16 protein-coding genes are annotated in these 17,969 nt (G+C 65.9%); 13 read left to right on the forward strand and 3 right to left on the reverse strand.

Annotated features, from left to right (window positions below):
* The first annotated feature begins 197 nt into the window (after positions 1-197).
* Positions 198-2,297, forward strand: coding sequence for a S9 family peptidase (locus tag VGE27_RS17170; RefSeq protein WP_331050903.1), 2,100 nt, complete (start codon positions 198-200; stop codon positions 2,295-2,297).
* Positions 2,298-2,401: 104 nt separating this feature from the next.
* Here VGE27_RS17170 and VGE27_RS17175 read toward each other — a convergent pair whose 3' ends face one another.
* Positions 2,402-3,562 carry an NAD(P)/FAD-dependent oxidoreductase gene (locus VGE27_RS17175; protein ID WP_331050904.1) on the reverse strand — a complete coding sequence of 387 codons (1,161 nt, stop codon included), beginning with the start codon at positions 3,560-3,562 and terminating at the stop codon, positions 2,402-2,404.
* Positions 3,563-3,749: 187 nt separating this feature from the next.
* Between VGE27_RS17175 and VGE27_RS17180 the strand changes: the two genes are divergently transcribed.
* The 10 genes from VGE27_RS17180 to VGE27_RS17225 all read left to right on the forward strand — a co-directional run bounded on the left by VGE27_RS17180 (position 3,750) and on the right by VGE27_RS17225 (position 13,827).
* A complete protein-coding gene (locus tag VGE27_RS17180; RefSeq protein WP_331050905.1) occupies positions 3,750-4,787 on the forward strand; it encodes an AraC family transcriptional regulator in 1,038 nt (345 codons plus the stop codon).
* An 81-nt stretch (positions 4,788-4,868) separates the two neighbouring features.
* The gene (locus VGE27_RS17185) at positions 4,869-6,425 is read left to right on the forward strand and encodes a YifB family Mg chelatase-like AAA ATPase (RefSeq protein ID WP_331050906.1); all 1,557 of its coding nucleotides are present in this window, start codon (positions 4,869-4,871) and stop codon (positions 6,423-6,425) included.
* A gap of 111 nt (positions 6,426-6,536) precedes the next feature.
* Positions 6,537-7,433: a hypothetical protein gene (locus tag VGE27_RS17190; protein ID WP_331050907.1), complete on the forward strand. Its 897-nt coding sequence runs from the start codon at positions 6,537-6,539 to the stop codon at positions 7,431-7,433.
* On the forward strand, positions 7,430-8,803 hold the full coding sequence (locus tag VGE27_RS17195; RefSeq protein ID WP_331050908.1) for a sigma-54 dependent transcriptional regulator: 1,374 nt from the start codon (positions 7,430-7,432) through the stop codon (positions 8,801-8,803). Before VGE27_RS17190 ends, VGE27_RS17195 begins: the two co-directional genes overlap by 4 nt.
* 22 nt (positions 8,804-8,825) lie before the next feature.
* On the forward strand, positions 8,826-9,413 hold the full coding sequence (locus VGE27_RS17200; RefSeq protein WP_331050909.1) for a hypothetical protein: 588 nt from the start codon (positions 8,826-8,828) through the stop codon (positions 9,411-9,413).
* A gap of 151 nt (positions 9,414-9,564) precedes the next feature.
* Entirely contained in the window at positions 9,565-11,049 is a 1,485-nt protein-coding gene (locus tag VGE27_RS17205) for an aldehyde dehydrogenase family protein (protein WP_331050910.1), read from the forward strand.
* Between the two features lie 86 nt (positions 11,050-11,135).
* Positions 11,136-11,819, forward strand: coding sequence for a signal peptidase I (gene lepB, locus VGE27_RS17210; protein WP_331050911.1), 684 nt, complete (start codon positions 11,136-11,138; stop codon positions 11,817-11,819).
* Positions 11,820-12,056: 237 nt separating this feature from the next.
* The gene (locus VGE27_RS17215; protein WP_331050912.1) at positions 12,057-12,917 is read left to right on the forward strand and encodes an RNA polymerase sigma factor RpoD/SigA; all 861 of its coding nucleotides are present in this window, start codon (positions 12,057-12,059) and stop codon (positions 12,915-12,917) included.
* Positions 12,918-12,926: 9 nt separating this feature from the next.
* On the forward strand, positions 12,927-13,427 hold the full coding sequence (locus VGE27_RS17220) for a YajQ family cyclic di-GMP-binding protein (RefSeq protein WP_331050913.1): 501 nt from the start codon (positions 12,927-12,929) through the stop codon (positions 13,425-13,427).
* 7 nt (positions 13,428-13,434) lie between these two features.
* A complete protein-coding gene (locus VGE27_RS17225) occupies positions 13,435-13,827 on the forward strand; it encodes a nuclear transport factor 2 family protein (RefSeq protein ID WP_331050914.1) in 393 nt (130 codons plus the stop codon).
* Positions 13,828-13,839: 12 nt separating this feature from the next.
* On the opposite strand, the gene VGE27_RS17230 is transcribed toward VGE27_RS17225, so the two are convergent.
* A complete protein-coding gene (locus VGE27_RS17230) occupies positions 13,840-14,427 on the reverse strand; it encodes a hypothetical protein (protein ID WP_331050915.1) in 588 nt (195 codons plus the stop codon).
* Entirely contained in the window at positions 14,424-15,611 is a 1,188-nt protein-coding gene (locus VGE27_RS17235; protein ID WP_331050916.1) for a hypothetical protein, read from the reverse strand. The genes VGE27_RS17230 and VGE27_RS17235 overlap by 4 nt, the downstream gene beginning before the upstream one ends.
* A 101-nt stretch (positions 15,612-15,712) precedes the next feature.
* Here VGE27_RS17235 and rimO point away from each other — a divergent pair, with 101 nt between their 5' ends.
* Entirely contained in the window at positions 15,713-17,134 is a 1,422-nt protein-coding gene (rimO, locus tag VGE27_RS17240; protein WP_331050917.1) for a 30S ribosomal protein S12 methylthiotransferase RimO, read from the forward strand.
* A 2-nt stretch (positions 17,135-17,136) separates the two neighbouring features.
* A partial coding sequence (locus VGE27_RS17245) for an aminotransferase class III-fold pyridoxal phosphate-dependent enzyme (RefSeq protein ID WP_331050918.1) occupies positions 17,137-17,969 on the forward strand: 833 nt, incomplete at its 3' end.

Raw genomic sequence — 17,969 nt, forward strand, 5'->3', positions numbered from 1 at the left:
CGGGTGGTGCGGCACCGCGCCAAGGCCAATAATTGAGCGTGGTGGGCTGACGTCGGGTCTGGCGTCGTCTGCCGACGCGCCGTACCCGGCCGTTCCCGCCGATCGCCCCCGTTCGGCGGGTCCGCATGCAAAACGCTCAGCGTCCATCGCTCGGCGCCCGATGCGGATTTCTCCCACCGAACGCGAACGAAGGTCCCATGGTCTCCTCCCCTGGAATTCGCCCCCGCTCCTTCCGGCTGCTGTTGCCGGCTGCTGCGTCACTGCTGTTGCCGGCGCTGCTCTCGGCACAGGCTCGACGCGGCATGGACGAGTCGGACGTCATGCGCCTCAAGGCTGTCGGTGGCGCCGCCATCTCGCCTGATGGCGCCCGTGTCCTCTACACCGTCACCGGTTGGGAGCATCCCGCCGCGAAGGGTGATACCGCGCTGGGCGATCAGCACGATCGTCGCTCCCATGTGTTCATGGTGCCGGCGGCGGGTGGCGCGTCGCGCCAGCTCACATACGGCGAGCGCGGTGAATCGCAGCCCACGTGGTCGCCCGATGGCAAGACGGTGGCCTTTGTGGCCTCCCGCGGTGCCGGCACCGGCGACAACGCCCCCCGTGCACAGCTGTGGTTGCTGCCGGCCGACGGGGGCGAGGCTCGCCAGCTCTCGTCGCTGCGTGACGGGGTCTCGAGCTATGTGTGGTCACCCGATGGCTCCAAGATCGCCGTGACGTCGCAGGACTCGGTCTCGCGTGATGACGAAGCCAAGCGTCGTCGCCGCGATGACGCGCAGGTGTACGAAGGCCCGTCGCGCATGAGCCACATCTGGGTGGTCGACGTTGCCACCGGTGCGGCCACGCGCATCACCACGGGCAACTTCACGGTGAACGGTGCGCCGAGCTGGTCGGCCGACGGTGCGCGCCTGGCCTTCCTGGCTGGTCCCACCACGCTCATCCGCGATGAACGGCACGATGCGTATGTGGTGGATGTCGCCAGCAAGCAGATCGATCGCCTCACCAACAACGGTGAAGCGGAAACGGCGCCGGCGTTCTCGCCCGATGGCAAGTTTGTGGCGTTCACGGTGGTCCCGCACGAATTCGCCGCACACAAGGACGGCATTCCGCCGCGCACGCTGCGCAATGGTCGTCTGACCACGTTCGACTTTGCGACGCGGACGCTCACCAATCATGCACGCCCCGACTTCGATGTGAGCGCGGGCGCGGTGCGCTTCTCGCCGGATGGCAAGGAAATCTGGTTCACGGCGAGTGATCGTGTGTACCAGTCGCTGTACTCGTACGACCTGGCCAGCAAGCAGTACACCAAGCGCACCAAGGATCAGCTGGTGGCGGGCCTCTCGCACAACCGCGATGCCAGCCGCTTTGCATTCGTGCTCAACACGGCGGATTGGCCGGCCGAGGTGTATGTCCAGGACGGCTTGTCGGGCACACCGAAGCGCATCACGAACACCAATCCGTGGATCGCTGAACGTTCGCTCGGTGCGTCGCGCGTGATGACGTGGAAGAGCAAGGACGGCCGCGAAGTCGAAGGCGTGCTCCTCCTGCCGGTGGGCTACCAGGAAGGCGCGAAGGTGCCGCTCGTGGTGTCGGCGCACGGCGGCCCGACGGGTGTGCACACCAACGGCTTCAAGCTCGGCACCGATCCGGGCCAGACCTGGGCGGCGCGCGGCTGGGCAGTGTTGTATCCGAACCCGCGTGGCTCCACCGGCTACGGCGAATGGTGGATGCGCGCCAACACCGGTGACTGGGGCGGTGGTGACTACCGCGACATCATGACCGGTGTGGATGAACTCATCAAGCGCGGCATTGCCGACTCCACGCGCATGGCGTTCGAAGGCTGGAGCTACGGCGGCTACATGACGAGCTGGGTGGTGTCGCAGACGGGCCGCTTCAAGGCGGCCATGATGGGCGCCGGTCTGCCGTCGCTGCTGTCGATGGCCGGCACGACCGACATCCCGGGCTACATCAACACGTTCTTCGGCCAGCCGCAGTACGATGGCTCGATCGTGAACCCGAGCATCCGCAAGTTCCTCGAGCGCTCGGGCATCTCGTACAGCGATCGCATCACCACGCCGCTGCTCATCCTGCACGGCAGCAATGACGAGCGTGTACCGATCGGCCAGCCGATGGAGTTCTATCGCGCACTCAAGGATCGCGGCAAGACCACGGAACTGGTGTTCTATCCGCGTGAAGGCCACGGTTTCACGGAGTACTACCACCAGCTCGACCGCATGAAGCGTGAGTACGAGTGGATGGCGAAGTACACGCTGGGCACGCCGCAGAAGACGGCGATGTAACGAAGGGCGGTTGCGGGTTGGGGGTTGCGGGAGGCGGGGAAGTGGACGGTGTGGGCGGCGAGCCTGCACGAGCCACTTCCCCGTTGCGCGTTTGGGCTGATTGCTCACGCTCTGCCGATGGCGCGCAGGACGTCCGGATCTTCCTGCAGCACCCGCCGGTATGCCCCGGACGTGGTCATTGCATTCATCACCGGCACGAGCACCCGGTCGCGGATGCCACGCGCCACGGGGCCTGTCCATTCGCCCAGTTGACCCAAAGCGGCTGCTGTGCGCGCCACCGCGTGCACTCGCGGCTTGCGACGGCGGGCATAGGCCTCGAGGCCGTCGGTCAGCGTGTTCGCGCGACGCAGTTCGTCCAGCAACACGGCGGCGTCCACCAGGGCACTGTTGGCGCCCTGTCCGAGATTGGGTGCCATGGCGTGCGCGGCATCGCCGAGCAGGACCAGCTTGTCGTGCCACCACCGGCGGCATAGTACACGCAATACTTCGTGGACGAGCAACGACTCCCAGCGATGAACGGCGTTCAGCAATGACGCCGCGGCGGGATACGCATCCAGCCAGGCGCGCTTGAGAGTGTCGAGGTCACAGGCGCGGATGGCGTTGCGCAGCAGCGGCGTGCTGCAGGACGCGTACACATAGGTGCCATCGTCCACCTCGAACGAACCGAAGATGCCGGCGGACGTCCACGCTTCCACTTGCTGGCCCAGACCCGGCGGGAGCAGCGTGCGCCAATAGTGCACACCGGTGTGCTCCACGGTGGCGCCAAAATCGCCACTCTCCCGCACTCGTGAGTGTACGCCGTCCGCACCGATCACGAGATCGGCGGTGAGATGTTCCACAGATCCGGTCGCGTCGTGTCGAACGGTGGCCACTCCGTGCGAGGTCGCCGACAGGAACGACGTGCCGAATCGCGTCTCGATGCGTGGCTCGGCGGCGACGGAGTCGAGCAAGAGATTCTGGAGAGTGGACCGGCGTATCATCCGGGCGCTGGTATCGGCCGGCGGTGTGAGCAGCACCTGACCGGAGGGGCGCACCACACGAATGCCGTCGACAGGCCGCGCGACGCGCAGGGCCGGTCCCAATCCCACCGATTCGAGCACGGCCATGCCATTGGCGGCCAGGGCAATGCCGGCGCCCACGGCGCGTTGATGAGCTTCCCGCTCGATGAGCGTGACGTGCGCACCGGCGCGCGCGAACAACAAGGCTGCCGCGCAGCCACCGGTGGCGCCACCAATGACAATGATTCGAAGCGATTGCAGGAGCATGGCAAGAAGACAGAGAAGGCAGATAAGGATCAGAGACCGGGATCTCGGGAAGGGCACCCCGCGGCAGCCGCCAGCCCGAAAGCGCGGCGCCCTCAGGGCACAGCGCATAGTCACCGTGTCTCGATGCGCGATCTGTGGCCGAGGCGGCCAACCTTGTGACTGCGCGTGCCATCCTCGACTTTTGGGCATGGCCGATCCGCTGCTCGAGCAGACCATTCTGGCCGCCATTCCGGGCGGCGTGCTGAGGGTCGCTGTATCGCTGGGCTGGGATCGCGAGCAACTGGCGCGTGATGCGGGCATCGATCTCGCGCGCCTCGCCGATCCTGATGCGCGGGTGCCCGTGGCCGACGATCTGGCCCTCTGGAACGTGTTGTCGCGCCGGCCCATGGGACTCGACATCGGTGAGCGCTTCACGCTCGCAGAAACCGGCGTGGTGGGATTCGCGATGTTGCACGGCCACACGGTGCGCGAAGCGCTCGCCTGGATGCAGCGCTATCGCGCATTGCTGCACCCTGCGCTGGTACCGACCATCGAAGAGCGCAGCACCCCCGCCGGCGAGCTGCTGATTTTCTCCAAGCCCGTGCCGCCGCCATTTCAGCACCTGCGCGAACCGGTGTACGCGCAGGCGGCGTCCATCGTGGCATCGTTGCGCGGGCTCACCGGCCGTCCGCAGCTCCGCGCGCGCTACGTCGCCTTTCCGATGACACGACCGGGCGATGCCGAACGACAGGAGCAGTGGTTCGGCTGCCCGGTTTCGTGGGGCGGGCCACTGATGGAGCTCGCGTTCGATGCGTCGATACTCGAACTCGCACTGCCGTTGGCCAACCCGAACCTCTCCAGCTACCTCGCGCGGCGGGCCGACGAACTGCACGCCGCGTTGCCCAGCGAAAGCACCGACGCGGATCGGGTGCGGCGGGAAGTCGCGGCGTTGCTCGCGTTTGGCGAGCCCACGATTGCCGATGTCGCCAAGCGACTCTCCATGTCCGTGCGCACCTTGCATCGACGGTTGCAGGACGAGTCCACCAGCTTCTCTGCGATTGTGGAAGCACTGCGCCGAGAGCGTGCGGAGATGCTGCTCGCTGACGCCACGACGAGTGCCTCGCAGGTGGCCATGCTCCTGGGCTATGCCGAACCGGCCACATTCTTCCGCGCGTTTCGGCGATGGACGGGGATGACGCCGTCCACATGGCGGCAACGGGCCACGCAGGTCGGGACGCGCTCCTGATCCCGGCGACACGCGTGCAAATGATCATGCCCGCGCACTTCCGATGACACACCATGCATGGAGCCGCACTATCGTCGCTCCATGCTGGCCGCCGCCCCCTCCGCCGCCGTACTCGGTATCGGTGCCCTCGACATTCTGGTCGAGGTGCATGTAGCCAATGGGCTACCTCAGTGGACGCTCGTCGGGTTGGCCGCGACGGCCGTGAAGGAAAGCCGCGACCGCGTGCACGCGGCGCTGGTGAACAGTGGATTCAATGCGCCGAACCGACGGGTAACTGTCTCGCTCACGCCCGGTGACGTGATTAAACAGGGGACTTCTTTCGATCTCCCCATCGCCCTCGCCGTGCTCGCCGCCAGTGGCCAGCTTCCCCCCGATTCGCTGGCCACCACCTGCGCACTCGGCGAACTCGGTCTCGATGGACAACTCCGGCCGGTGCGTGGGGTGCTCGCCGTGGCGCGGCATGTGGCCGCGACCAGTGACGCCCTGCTCATCGTGCCGCCCGACAACCTGCAGGAAGCCCTGCGCGTCCCCAACGCACGCGCCATGGCTCCACGCACACTCGCGGAACTGGTGTCCGCGCTGCGCGACGGCACCGCCCGCAGCGACACCCGCCACCGAACCCCACGCGCCCCACACGACGATATCCCCGACCTCGGCGATGTCGTTGGGCAGGAGCTCGCTGTTCGCGCGGTGGAGATCGCGGCCGCAGGCGCACACAACATCTTCCTGCAAGGACCACCGGGCGCCGGAAAAACCATGCTCGCCCGCAGGCTCCCCGGGATTCTCCCACCCCTCGACGAACAGGAAGCCCTCGAGGTGCTGGCCATTCACTCCGTCGCCGGACTGCTCGGCACCGACCAGCATCATCTCACCGATCTCGCACGACCGTTTCGCGCACCACACCACTCCGTCAGCACCGCCGGACTCATTGGCGGCGGAGGGTGGCCCAGGCCTGGTGAGGTCAGCCTCGCCCATCACGGTGTGCTGTTTCTCGACGAACTCTCCCTGTTTCCTCGCCACACCCTCGAAGCGCTGCGACAGCCACTCGAAGATGGAGCGGTGGTGGTCGCACGCGCGGCCCGTGCACTCCGCTTCCCGTCGCGCTTCTCGCTCATTGCCGCCAGTAACCCGTGCCCATGCGGCTATGCCGGGTCTCCGGACCGCGCGTGCCGCTGCTCGGTGGCCGAACTCGAGCGGCACCGCGCACGATTGTCAGGGCCACTGGCTGATCGCATCGATCTGCATGTGCACGTCCAGCGCGTGCCACCCGACGCGCTCGCACAGCATGCAGCCGCCGAACGGTCGGCTGCGGTGCGATCGCGCGTCGTGGCGGCGCGGGAGCGCCAGCGTCAGCGCTATGCACACGTCACAACGGCGAACGGCACCACTCACGTGCTTACCAACGCCAGCGCACCCGTTCGGCTGATCGCCCCAGCCTCCCGACTCGAGCCCGAGGCACGGGCCCTTCTCGTGCGCGCCGCCGACCGCCTGACGTTGTCGGCCCGCGCCTATCATCGTGTGCTGCGTGTGGCCCGTACCATTGCCGATCTCGATGACCTCGACGTCGTCACCAGCCAGCACATCGGCGAAGCCCTGCGCTTCCGCCCCGTGGGGGAGGATCAGACCGTGGCGGCGTGAACTTCCGGGCAATGCAGCCGTCAACCCTGCCGCCGGTGGTCTGCGTGTCATAGCTTCACGCTCGACCTCAACCCCTCCGACGTGGGCTGTCTCACTCGAATCGGCTGTGCGGTGATCCTCGTGGCCGGGGGCGCCGTCGGATACTGGCTCTACGGCGATCGACTGCCGTCGGTACTGTCGCGTGCCGCATCCGGTGCCGCCAATCGCGTCACCGACGTCGCCCAGCGCGCCAGCGAACGCTACGACAGCAACGACGGCCCTCGCATATCGGCAGAAGAAGAACAGCGCCGACAGGCCATTCGCGACGCTCGCGATCGCCAGGTTGGATGGGTGGGCATCGGCGCGGCACCCACCGCGGGCAGCGGCCCGACGTCGGCCACCAGTCGCGTCGCGGCGCTCAACCGCACATTGGCTCCGCTGCGCAGCAAGACCGGACCCGCGTATGTGTCGCTTTCCGCGTCGCAGGTCGTCGGCGTGCTGACACCGCTGGTGCAGCAACTGCCGCCGTCCGCCAAGTCGGTGCAACTCGCCCTCGAAGGTGATCAGCTGCTCGTGCGCGCCGTGGTTTCACTGCGGGACTTCGCCGGATCCGGTACCATCGGCACCGTCCTGGGCGGGGCCCTCGACGGAACCGACACACTCTATGTGGCCGGCCCCATCGAACCTGTTCAGCCCGGCCTTGCGCAGTTCCGTCTCCGGGAACTCCGACTCAAGGGCATTGATGTGCCCAGCCGGCTGATTCCGCCCCTGGTGCGCAAGCTGCGCCAGCAGGGCGAGCGACGTGTGCGTGAGCAGCTCGCTGCGCAGGCCCGCAGTGAACGCGGGGCCACGTCCGCGGGTAAGACCGTGGATCCCGATCGCTTGATCGATCTGTCGGCCCTCGCCGACGACGGTCTGCCGATCCCGCTCCCGGCGTCCGTCAGCGACGTACGCGTCGTGAACGGCAAGCTGACGCTGTATCGCGCGACACCGGCAACCGGCGTCGCGCCCACACCACGGACACCATGACCCGACGCATCCTCGTCATCGACGACGAACCCGGCATCCGGCAGGCCCTGGGCCAGCTCCTCGAATACGAGGGGTTCGACGTCAAGACGGCGAGTGGTGGTGCCGAAGGCATCACGCTGTACGACAGCTTCCGGCCGCAACTGGTGTTCCTCGACGTCAAGATGGCGGGGCTCGACGGCCTCGAGGTGCTCAAGCGGCTGCGCCAGGCCGATCCCAATGCCACCGTCGTCATGATCAGTGGCCACGCCACCATCCAGACGGCGGTGGAAGCCACGCAGCTCGGTGCGTATGACATTCTCGAAAAGCCGCTCGACACCGACCGTGTGCTCGTGCTGCTGCGCAACGCGTTCGAGAATCGTCAGCTCAGTGAAGAAAACGATCGACTGCGCGAGACCATCGAGTCGCGCTACGAGATCGTGGGACGCTCGTTTGGTATCCGGTCGTTGCTCGAGCGCATTGAGCGCGTGGCCGGCACGCCCGCGCGCGTGCTCATCACCGGCGAGAACGGCACCGGCAAGGAGCTTGTGGCACGCGCCATTCATCGTGGCTCACAGCGCGCCCGCAAGACCTTTGTCGAGGTGAACTGCGCTGCCATTCCGAGTGAGCTGATCGAGAGCGAGCTGTTCGGCCACATGAAGGGTTCCTTCACCGGCGCCATCAGCGATCGGGCCGGCAAGTTCGAACAGGCCCACGGCGGCACGCTCTTCCTCGATGAAATCGGCGACATGTCGCAGAGCGCGCAGGCCAAGGTGCTGCGCGTGTTGCAGGACGGCGTGGTGACGCGCATTGGTGGCAGCAAGCCAGTGCAGGTCGATGTGCGCGTGCTCGCCGCCACCAACAAGAATCTCGAAGATGAGATCGCGGCCGGCCGGTTCCGTGAGGATCTCTACTATCGGCTGAACGTCGTGCCCATCACCGTGCCCGCACTCCGCGAGCGACGTGAAGACATCTCGCTGCTCGTGCGGCACTTCCTGCAGCAGTTCGCGGCGCGCGACGGATTGCCGGCACGATCCATCAGCGACGAAGCGCTGCAGCGGCTGTCTGAGCTTGATTGGCCGGGCAATGTGCGCGAACTGCGCAACACCATGGAGCGGCTCGTGATCCTCGCGAGCGCCGCCTCCATCTCGGCCAGCGATGTCGATCGCCTGGTCGGACGCCGGACCTCCGAGCCGTCGGGGTTGGGCAACTTGCTCGACTGCAACACCTTCGAGGAGTTCAAGCAGGCCGCCGAGCGGGCGTTTCTGCTGGCGAAGCTGCGGGCGTTCGACTGGAACGTGTCCGAGACGGCCCGCGCGCTCGACATGCCGAGGTCGAATCTCTACAAGAAGATCGAGCGTTATGCTTTGACGAGGGAAAGCCTCCCGGGCTGACCGATCCTCCACGCCGCACGATATGTCCAACAAGAACTGGGACGCTGAACTCGCCAAGATCGACAAGCAGCTCGCATCCATCTCGGATGAACAGCTGCTCGCCACCAACGCGCCTCCTGCCGCGGGCTCACAGCCAGCGGCGGGTCGTGCGGCGCCCGCGCGAGCGTTGCCCGCTGGTGCCGCGCCCGCTCCGGCTGCGACGGTCTCGAACGGCCGGAGCTGGCTGGCGTGGGTCAAGGTGCTCGTCGCCGTCGCGGCGGCCGCCGGCATGATGTTCTGGCCGTGGCCAGCCCGTTGCGGCGGCCCGCTCATCGGCTTCACCGCGGCCACCGGCGTGGTGGCCCTGCTTGGCGTCTGGAGCGCGATCGGCACGTGGCGGCATCGCCTGGGCCTCGCTCATGTCGCGTCGCTGCTGGTGACCGTCTGGGGCATCGGGCTCGGTGCACGCGAAGTGCTGCCGCGCGTGGGGTACGCCATTCCCACCGAAGTGCGTGCCGCTACGTGGTCGTGCGAAGGGCTGCCGCTGTTCGCACCACCGGCGGATGCACCCGCCACTACCCCTGCCGACGCGGCGCCAACGACCGCGCCCGTCCCTACGGGCACTCCGTAAGCCGTCGGTAAGCCCTCGTTCGGCGCTGGGGCGATTTCCGTCTGCGACAGTGTTCCAGGTCACGAGACACGCGTGACCCACATCGCGCCTCCCGCGCCCCGGCAGGTCACCTCGGAACCCGTCCCTCGCGACGGGCCACTATCTTTCCCGCATGACGACCTTCCGCAATTTCATCGGTGGCCAGTGGGTCGCGCCTTCCACCGGCGCCTATTTCGAGAATCGCAATCCGGCCAATCAGGATGACCTGATCGGTCAGTTCCCGGCCAGCGGTGTGGCCGATGTCGAAGCGGCCGTGGCCAGCGCCGTGCGTGGCTTCGAGAAGTGGAAGCGTACGCCGGCTCCCGCACGCGGTGATGTATTGCGTCGTGTCGGTGACCTGCTCGCGTCGCGCAAGGACGAACTGGCCGACATCATGACGCGCGAAATGGGCAAGCCGCTCGCCGAGACGCGTGGTGATGTGCAGGAAGGCATCGACACGGCCTATTACGCCGCGACTGAAGGCCGTCGCTTGTTCGGGCACACGGTGCCCAGCGAACTCGCGAACAAGTGGGCGATGAGCATGCGCCGCCCGATCGGTGTGTGCGGTCTGATCACGCCGTTCAACTTCCCGTTGGCCATTCCCACATGGAAGGCGTTCCCGGCGCTGCTCTGTGGCAACTCGGTGATCCTCAAGCCGGCCGAAGACGTGCCGCACACGGCCACCGTGTTGGTGGAGATCCTGCTCGAGGCTGGTCTGCCGCCCGAAGTGATCCAGCTCGTGCACGGCATGGGCGAAGTGATCGGCAAGGCCATTGTCGAACACCCACAGGTGCCGGTCATCTCGTTCACGGGCAGCACCGAAACCGGTCGGTTTGTCGGTGAGACCTGCGGCCGCATGCACAAGCGACTCTCGCTCGAGATGGGCGGCAAGAACGCGCAGATCGTGCTCGACGACGCCGATCTCGATCTCGCACTCGATGGTGTGTTGTGGGGCGCGTTCGGCACCACGGGTCAGCGCTGCACAGCGACGAGCCGTCTTGTTGTGCAGGCCGGCGTGCACGATGCGCTGGTGAGCAAGCTGGCCGAGCGCGCGAAGGCGCTGCGTCTGGGAGACGGACGCGTGGCGGGTACCGATGTGGGGCCGCTGGTGAGCGAGGCCGCGCGCGAGAAGGTCGAGCGGTATATCGGCATCGGGAAGGAGCAGGGCGCCACGCTGGTGTGCGGCGGTGAACGCGCCACGGGTGGAGCACTCGACAAGGGCTTCTTCTTCCAGCCGACGATCTTCACCGGCGTGAAGGCCGGTTCGCGTCTCGATCAGGAAGAGATCTTCGGCCCCGTGCTGTCGGTCATTCGTGTCGAGTCGGTGGAGGAAGCCTTCGCCGTGAACAATGGTGTGCGCTACGGCCTCTCCAGTTCGGTCTACACGGCCAACGTCAACGTGGCCTTCCGCGCCCTCCAGGAACTCGACAACGGCATCACCTACATCAACGCCCCGACCATTGGCGCCGAGGCGCACATGCCGTTCGGCGGCGTGAAGGAAACGGGCAACGGCCATCGTGAAGGTGGCTGGGAAGTCTACGAATTCTATTCGGAGACCAAGGTCGGCTACGTCGATTACTCGGGCGCGTTGCAGCGCGCGCAAATCGACAATTACTAGAAGTGACGCCGGTGGATGTCGGACGGCGGGCGGATGCGCTCCGTGCCGCCAACAGATCGCGGGGCGGGGCGGGGTGGTTCGCCCGCATGTTTCGGCGGCGCAGCACGAACGCGCCGCCGACACGCCCGTCCTGGCGGGACAGCGATCGCAGCCGTGGAGGTGTGTGGCGTTTGCTCATCGTGGCGGCCGTGCTGGCCGTGGCGTTGCGCACGTTTGTGGTGGAAGCGTACCGCATCCCCAGCCGCAGCATGGAGCGCACGCTGCTCCCCGGTGACTTCCTGCTCGTGAACAAGCTCGCCTACGGCGCCGAAGTGCCAGTGTTGCACCGCCGCCTGCCCGCGATGCGCGCGCCGCAACGCAATGAGCTGGTCGTGTTCGACTGGCCGGTCGATCCGGGTGTGGCATTTGTGAAGCGACTCGTTGGCATGCCCGGCGATACCGTCGCCATGACGGCGGGGGTGCTGCTGCGCAACGGTGCACCGCAGACCGAGCGCTGGGCGCTGCACGGTGAGGCCGGCGGCGCACAGGAGCTGCGTGAGGAAACCGTGCGACGCGACTGGGGCCCGCTTGTGGTGCCGCCGCGACACTACTTCGTGCTCGGCGACAACCGCGACAATTCACTCGACAGTCGCGCCTGGGGATTTGTGCCGGATACCCTGCTGCGCGGTGCGCCGTTGTTCGTGTATTTCAGCTTCGAGCCCGACTCCACCGTGCGTGTACCGTGGCTGACCCGGATTCGCTGGCGACGGCTGGGCACGACCACGCAGTAGGTGTCCGCTGCGCGCGGTCCGGAAAATTCCGCGCATTTTTTGGGGTGACTCGTTGACGAACGTTCCCGGCTAGTTCACCCTTAACCATGTCATGACGCCGGCGTGTCGGTCGGTGCGGGTCGACACCGGATTCCCTGCTGTATCTGCAACGCCCTTGCAGGTGCAGCCCTTCAGGACCACCGCGAATCCTTCCACGCGGTGCTCGCACGATCTTCCAGCGCTTCGAGCCGGTTCGCCATGGCGGTTACTCCCCCGAAGAAGAAGGCGTCGTACGATGAAGGGTCTCTCGATCAGTACCTGCGCGACATCAGCGCCTATCCGCTGATCTCGAGAGAAGAAGAAGCAGAACTGGCACGGCGCATTCGACAGGGGGATCAGGACGCACTCGACAAACTCGTGCGCTCCAACCTGCGCTTCGTCGTTTCGGTCGCGAAGAAATATCAGAATCAGGGCGTGTCGCTGTCCGACCTGATCAACGAGGGCAACCTCGGCCTCATTCGCGCCGCACACAAGTTCGACGAGACGAAGGGCATCAAGTTCATCTCGTACGCCGTGTGGTGGATTCGCCAGGCGATCTTGCAGGCCCTCGCCGAGCAGTCGCGCATCGTCCGGGTGCCGCTCAATCGCGCCGGCACACTGCACCGCATCGGCAAGCGCGCGAACGCGCTGCTGCAGGAGCTTGGCCGCGAGGCCACCCACGCAGAGATCGCCGAGGGGATGGACATCACGGAGGAGGAAGTGGCCAAGACCATGTCCATCTCCCAGGTGCACCTCTCGCTCGACGCGCCGCTCACCCCGGGCGAAGACAACCGGCTGCTCGACTACCTGCCGGACACGATGCACCCCACGCCCGAAGACCAGACTTTCGACAAGGCGCTCACCGAGGCCATCGAAGATTCGCTGGGCGGCCTCAAGGAGCGTGAGGCGAAGATTCTCCGGCTCTACTTCGGCATCGACGGGGCAGACCCGATGACGCTGGAGGAAATCGGGTCGCAGCTCGGCATCACCCGCGAGCGGGTGCGACAGATCAAGGAGAAGGCGCTGTCGCGACTGCGCCATGTCTCCCGTTCCAAGTCCCTCGAAAGCTTTCTCGGATAACAGGCTGTCATGGCATCGACGTATTCGTTTGACGTCACCACCGAGTGTGACCTGCAGGAAGTCGACAACGCCGTCAATCAGGCGCAGAAGGAAGTGGCGCAGCGATTCGATTTCAAGGGCACGGAAGTCCTGATCGATTTCAAGCGCGCCGAGAACATCATCAGGCTGGAAGCTGAAGGCGAGATGCGCGCCGAGGCGTTGCTCGATGTGCTGCGCGGCAAGCTGGTGAAGCGCGGGGTGCCGGTGAAGAATCTCGACATCACCGAGCTCAAGCCCGGCGGCGGTGAAGTGATGCGCCGCGACATCAAGCTCAAGATGGCGCTCGACAGCGACACCGCGAAGAAGGTGAGCGCCTCCGTGAAGGACGCGAAGCTCAAGAAGGTCACGGCCAGCATTCAGGGCGAGCAGGTGCGTGTGTCGAGCCCTGACAAGGACGCGTTGCAGGAAGCCATCGCCCTCCTGCGCAAGGGTGACTTCGGCGTCGAGTTGCAGTTCGGCAATTTCCGCTGAGTCGTCGGTGACGCGCGATCACGCGTCCGACGTACGCGCGCTGCGGCAACAATCGAACGACGCCATCGCAGTGCGTGATGCGGACCGTGTGGTGTCGTTCATGGACGATGCCGTCGAAGTGTCTGTGGCCGGTGGCCCCGTGCTGCGGGGCGCCGCAGCGAATCGCGACGCGTTTGCACAGCAGATGGCCGAACGCGGGTTCGGGGGATATGTCCGCACGCCGGCGCAGGTGACGACCCATGACAACCCGCTGCGCGTGGAAGAGCAGGGAGAGTGGGTCGGGCGTTGGCGTGTAAACGCCCGTCAGCACGAGCAGCGTGGAACCTACTCGGCCGAGTGGCGCATCACGCCCGCCGGGTGGCGCATCGTACGCGAAATCTACCGACAGCAGCTCGGCTAGGGTCGCTCCGCGTCAGAACCCGCCCAGGCGCAGTGAGAGCAAGGCGGACAAGCCCTGATTGTAGTTCGGGCCGGACAACGCGACGTAGCGCACGGTGAAGCGCGGCCCGATTCCGGAGACCGCACCGACTGATGCGGTTGCGCCCCCTCCCATGCGATCACCAGCAATGGTCGAGCGCGACAGTGTCGGCCCGAGCAACACGCCCCAGCGGTTGGGAAGTCGGTGGACCAGCCAGAGTGCCGACAGATCCGTATTCGCACCCGACCCTGGGCACCAATCGGCACAGGCGCCGAGATGGAATCCCACCGTGGCGCTGAAGTCCAGGAATAGCCGTGGTGCCGCACGCATCTCCACGCCGCCACCCAGCAGGTAGATGCGCGCGGATGCGGGGCCGCGCACTGCTGACAGCTGCAACGCGGGAAACCGCCCCAGGCCGACGTGCGCGATGAGCGCGAAGGGGTCACGGCGCATCTCCGCGCGATCGTCCTCACGCGCGTCGTTGGTCGGGCGCTGTGCTGCGAGCCGTGCTGCGCTGCACAGCAGAGTGAGGCACGCAACGGCGATTGCCCGATGTATCACCTCGTGGCGAAATCGAATCATGGGCGGATGTCCTGCATGGTCACCGCGAACGTGTCGTCGTCCCGTTTCAGGATCGACCAAATGCGATCACCCTGAAGTACACGGATATTTTGGTCGAGCGGCGTCGTGAATGTGCCCCGTAGCTTGCCTGCCGAGTCAAACCAACGATACGCCGCAGTGTTGGTAGTGTAGCTGTTCTGGCGAATCAGGATGGATCCATCATTGGCGACCACTATGTCCGAAGCCTGCGGTCGACTATCGGGGATGTAAGTCGCTTTTCGGTAGTCCGCCTCGGTGAACTGCATTTGCAGACGTCCGGTGTACTCACGCTGCGACCGCAGCTGCTCTTTGAGCCATGCGTCGAATTCGGTCTTCGGAAGTGGAGCACTGGCGGACAGTGTCGTGGAATGCCGTACGCTGCGCCTGCCCGAAGAGAACTCCCAGAGTTCAAGACGTGCGGGCACTATCGCATTGAGCGGCCCTCGTCGCGCGCGCGCATGCGTCGCTTGCTCCACACGAGCGAGGAACCGGCCGTTTCCGCTGACTTGCATGATCGTGCCGTCATTGAATGGCTGGCGACCCTGCAGATGCACATCGTTCTTCGAGATCCACAAAGTCGCGTTGGTGCGGTCTTCGATGAACAGCGTGTCTCGCAACCGCACGGCCTGCCGATCAGTGAAGATCACGGGCTGCATCTTCACAGCGTCGCTCCAGCGCGATGCTGGTCCGATCGGTTGCATCGCCGCCAATGCTCCACCACCCGCCAGCCACGCGCGCGTTCCGACGACCTGAAAGTCCCCCAGGCGGCCAAACGAGAAGCTGCTGGACTTGGGCGCGGAAGTCCCTCGCGCCGCTATGGCGGTCACCCGGAAGGTGCCGTGGTCCTGTATCCAAAGCGTATCCGCCAGCCAACCGACAAAGAGAGGACCGATGTATTCGTTGGGGCCGCGCCCCTTTCGCCCAATTCGCCGCCAGTCTTGCTTGGCTGGATCGTAGACCCCCACCCAGCCTTCGGTCGCGCCCAGGGCGAGCGCGCCTGACTCGTGTACGGCCAATCGGGTGTTTTGCAGGAGCGTCAGCCCGCTCTCGTCTTCATCGGTGAGCAGCACCTTCGCCGCGGAGAGTTTCAGCGACTGGGCCGGCACCGATACCGCCGGCAACACACACAGACCAGCAACAGCGGCCCAGCGGCGCGCTCGGGACATAGACATTGGCTCAACGGGTGAGGGGGAGTCGCATTCAGGCCAATCTCCGCCGGATACTCCCGACCTGTGCCCCCGGTTCCCGGTTTGGCTATCTTTCCCGGATGCTCAAGTTTGGTCTGGTCACCCTCGGGTGCGACAAAAATACGGTGGACTCCGAGCGGTACCTTGCCGACCTCGTTGCGCATGGCGCCGAGGCGGTGCAGGACCTGCGCTTGGCAGACGTCGTGGTGGTCAACACCTGCGGCTTCATCGATGCCGCCAAAGCCGAGTCCATCGAAGCGATCGTGGAGGCGGCGCGCCTGAAGGAAGAGGGCAGCTGCAAGGCCGTCTTCGCCATCGGTTGCATGGTGGAGCGCCACAAGGACGAGCTGCTCGAGGCACTGCCGGAAGTGGATGTATTCCTCGGCAACTCCGAGACCGACCGGCTGGTGCCCGAGCTGGTGGAACGTGGCTTGATCGGCGGCTCGCTGGTGGAGCATCCGGGGGTGCGCCTGTTTTCGGGCGACGCGGCGCACGTGCGTTACCTCAAGATCTCCGAAGGCTGCGACCACGGCTGCGCGTTCTGCGCCATTCCGCTCATGCGCGGCAAGCACCGCTCATTTGGCGTGGACGATCTCGTGCGCGAAGCCCAGTTGCTGGAAGTGCAGGGCGCGCGTGAGCTCAACCTCGTGGCGCAGGACCTGGCGCACTACGGCCGCGATCGGCGCGATGGACATGGTTTGCCGGAACTGCTCGAAGCGCTGGTGCGCGAAACCAGCATCCCGTGGATCCGCAACATGTACCTCTACAGCACCGGCATCACGCCGCGTCTGCTGGAGGTCATCGCGGCCAACCCGCGTATCGTGCGCTACCTCGACACGCCCATGCAGCACGGCAGCGATGCCGTGCTCGCGCGTATGCGCCGCCCCGAGCGTCAGAAGACCATTCGCGAGCGTCTGGCCCGCTATCGTGAGATCGTGCCCGATCTGGCGGTGCGCACCAGTGTGATCGTGGGCTTCCCGGGTGAAACGGAAGACGACTTCACCATCCTCTGCGATTTCCTCGAGGAAATGCAGTTCGATCGGGTGGGCGTGTTCACCTACTCACCGCAGGAAGGCACGCGCGCCCACGCCATGGATGACGACGTGGCCGACTCCATCAAGCAGGAGCGCAAGGAGCGCATCGAGGAGCTGCAGCGCGCCATTACCGCGGAACGCTACGAGCGCTTCCTCGGCCGTGAGGCACGCGTGCTCATCGAGCGGCGCGGCGACTATCCCGATGTGTGGATGGCGCGTGCGCCGTGGCAGGCGGATGACATCGACGGGCTGGTGCACGTGGATGTTCCTGAACACATGCGGCAGGCACTCGTCTCGCCCGGCGCGTTCGTCGACGTGACGATCGACCACGTCGTGGACGACTACGATTTTGCGGCCACGTTGCGGCAGGTGGTGGATGCACCGGTTGTCGCGGCTTCCATCAAACCTTCGCGGCAGCTCCCGCTGGTGGGACTGGGTGTGAGCTCTGCGGGCAGCTTCGGACGCTGAACATGACTGAGAAGGGCCCTCATTCCCGCCACACCACTGCGCGCTCCGCCGAAATCATGGCGCGGGCGCGCACGCGTTTTCCCGGTGGCGTGAACTCGCCCGTGCGTGCCTTCCGGGGCGTGGGTGGCGAACCGTTTGTGGCCGCGCGTGGCAAGGGCGCGCGCATCTGGGACGTCGACGGCAACGAGTATTTCGACTACGTGCTGTCGTGGGGGCCGCTGGTGCTGGGCCATGCGCCGGATGTGGTGCTCAATGCCGTCGCGCTGGCGATGCAGGAGGGCACGAGTTTTGGCATGCCCACCGCACGCGAAGTCGAACTGGCCGATGCTATCGCCGATCGCATGCCGCATCTCGAAATGGTGCGCTTCACGTCGAGCGGCACCGAAGCCACGATGAGCATTGCACGGCTGGCCCGGGCCGTCACAAAGCGCGATCACATCCTCAAGTTCGACGGGTGTTATCACGGGCACGGCGACAGTTTTCTGGTGCGGGCCGGCAGCGGCGTTGCCACGCTCGGATTGCCCGACTCCCCGGGCGTACCGGATGCGCTGGCCAAGCTCACGCTGACCTGCGCCTTCAACGACCTCGAGGCCGTCGAGCGCATCGCGCGTTCGGTACCCCTGGCGGCCATCATGCTGGAGCCCATCGTGGGCAACAGCGGGTTCATCGAGCCCGCCCCTGGATTCATCCAGGGATTGCGCCGGATCGCTGACGAAACGGGGGCCTTGCTCGTCTTCGATGAAGTCATGACCGGCTTCCGTATCGCCTTCGGGGGCGCCACCGAGTACTTCGGTGTGACGCCCGATCTCACCGCACTGGGGAAAGTGATCGGTGG

It is taken from the genome of Gemmatimonas sp. (assembly GCF_036405635.1).
Classification (GTDB): domain Bacteria; phylum Gemmatimonadota; class Gemmatimonadetes; order Gemmatimonadales; family Gemmatimonadaceae; genus Gemmatimonas.

What these genes read in the sequence shown, in the direction of transcription:
- VGE27_RS17205 (WP_331050910.1), top strand. Translation starts at nt 9,565, where the DNA reads ATGACGACCTTCCGCAATTTCATCGGTGGCCAGTGGGTCGCGCCTTCC.
- VGE27_RS17220 (WP_331050913.1), top strand. Translation starts at nt 12,927, where the DNA reads ATGGCATCGACGTATTCGTTTGACGTCACCACCGAGTGTGACCTGCAG.
- VGE27_RS17175 (WP_331050904.1), bottom strand. Translation starts at nt 3,562, where the DNA reads ATGCTCCTGCAATCGCTTCGAATCATTGTCATTGGTGGCGCCACCGGT.
- VGE27_RS17180 (WP_331050905.1), top strand. Translation starts at nt 3,750, where the DNA reads ATGGCCGATCCGCTGCTCGAGCAGACCATTCTGGCCGCCATTCCGGGC.
- rimO (WP_331050917.1), top strand. Translation starts at nt 15,713, where the DNA reads ATGCTCAAGTTTGGTCTGGTCACCCTCGGGTGCGACAAAAATACGGTG.
- VGE27_RS17185 (WP_331050906.1), top strand. Translation starts at nt 4,869, where the DNA reads ATGCTGGCCGCCGCCCCCTCCGCCGCCGTACTCGGTATCGGTGCCCTC.
- lepB (WP_331050911.1), top strand. Translation starts at nt 11,136, where the DNA reads ATGTTTCGGCGGCGCAGCACGAACGCGCCGCCGACACGCCCGTCCTGG.
- VGE27_RS17230 (WP_331050915.1), bottom strand. Translation starts at nt 14,427, where the DNA reads ATGATTCGATTTCGCCACGAGGTGATACATCGGGCAATCGCCGTTGCG.
- VGE27_RS17215 (WP_331050912.1), top strand. Translation starts at nt 12,057, where the DNA reads ATGGCGGTTACTCCCCCGAAGAAGAAGGCGTCGTACGATGAAGGGTCT.
- VGE27_RS17200 (WP_331050909.1), top strand. Translation starts at nt 8,826, where the DNA reads ATGTCCAACAAGAACTGGGACGCTGAACTCGCCAAGATCGACAAGCAG.
- VGE27_RS17195 (WP_331050908.1), top strand. Translation starts at nt 7,430, where the DNA reads ATGACCCGACGCATCCTCGTCATCGACGACGAACCCGGCATCCGGCAG.
- VGE27_RS17170 (WP_331050903.1), top strand. Translation starts at nt 198, where the DNA reads ATGGTCTCCTCCCCTGGAATTCGCCCCCGCTCCTTCCGGCTGCTGTTG.
- VGE27_RS17235 (WP_331050916.1), bottom strand. Translation starts at nt 15,611, where the DNA reads ATGTCCCGAGCGCGCCGCTGGGCCGCTGTTGCTGGTCTGTGTGTGTTG.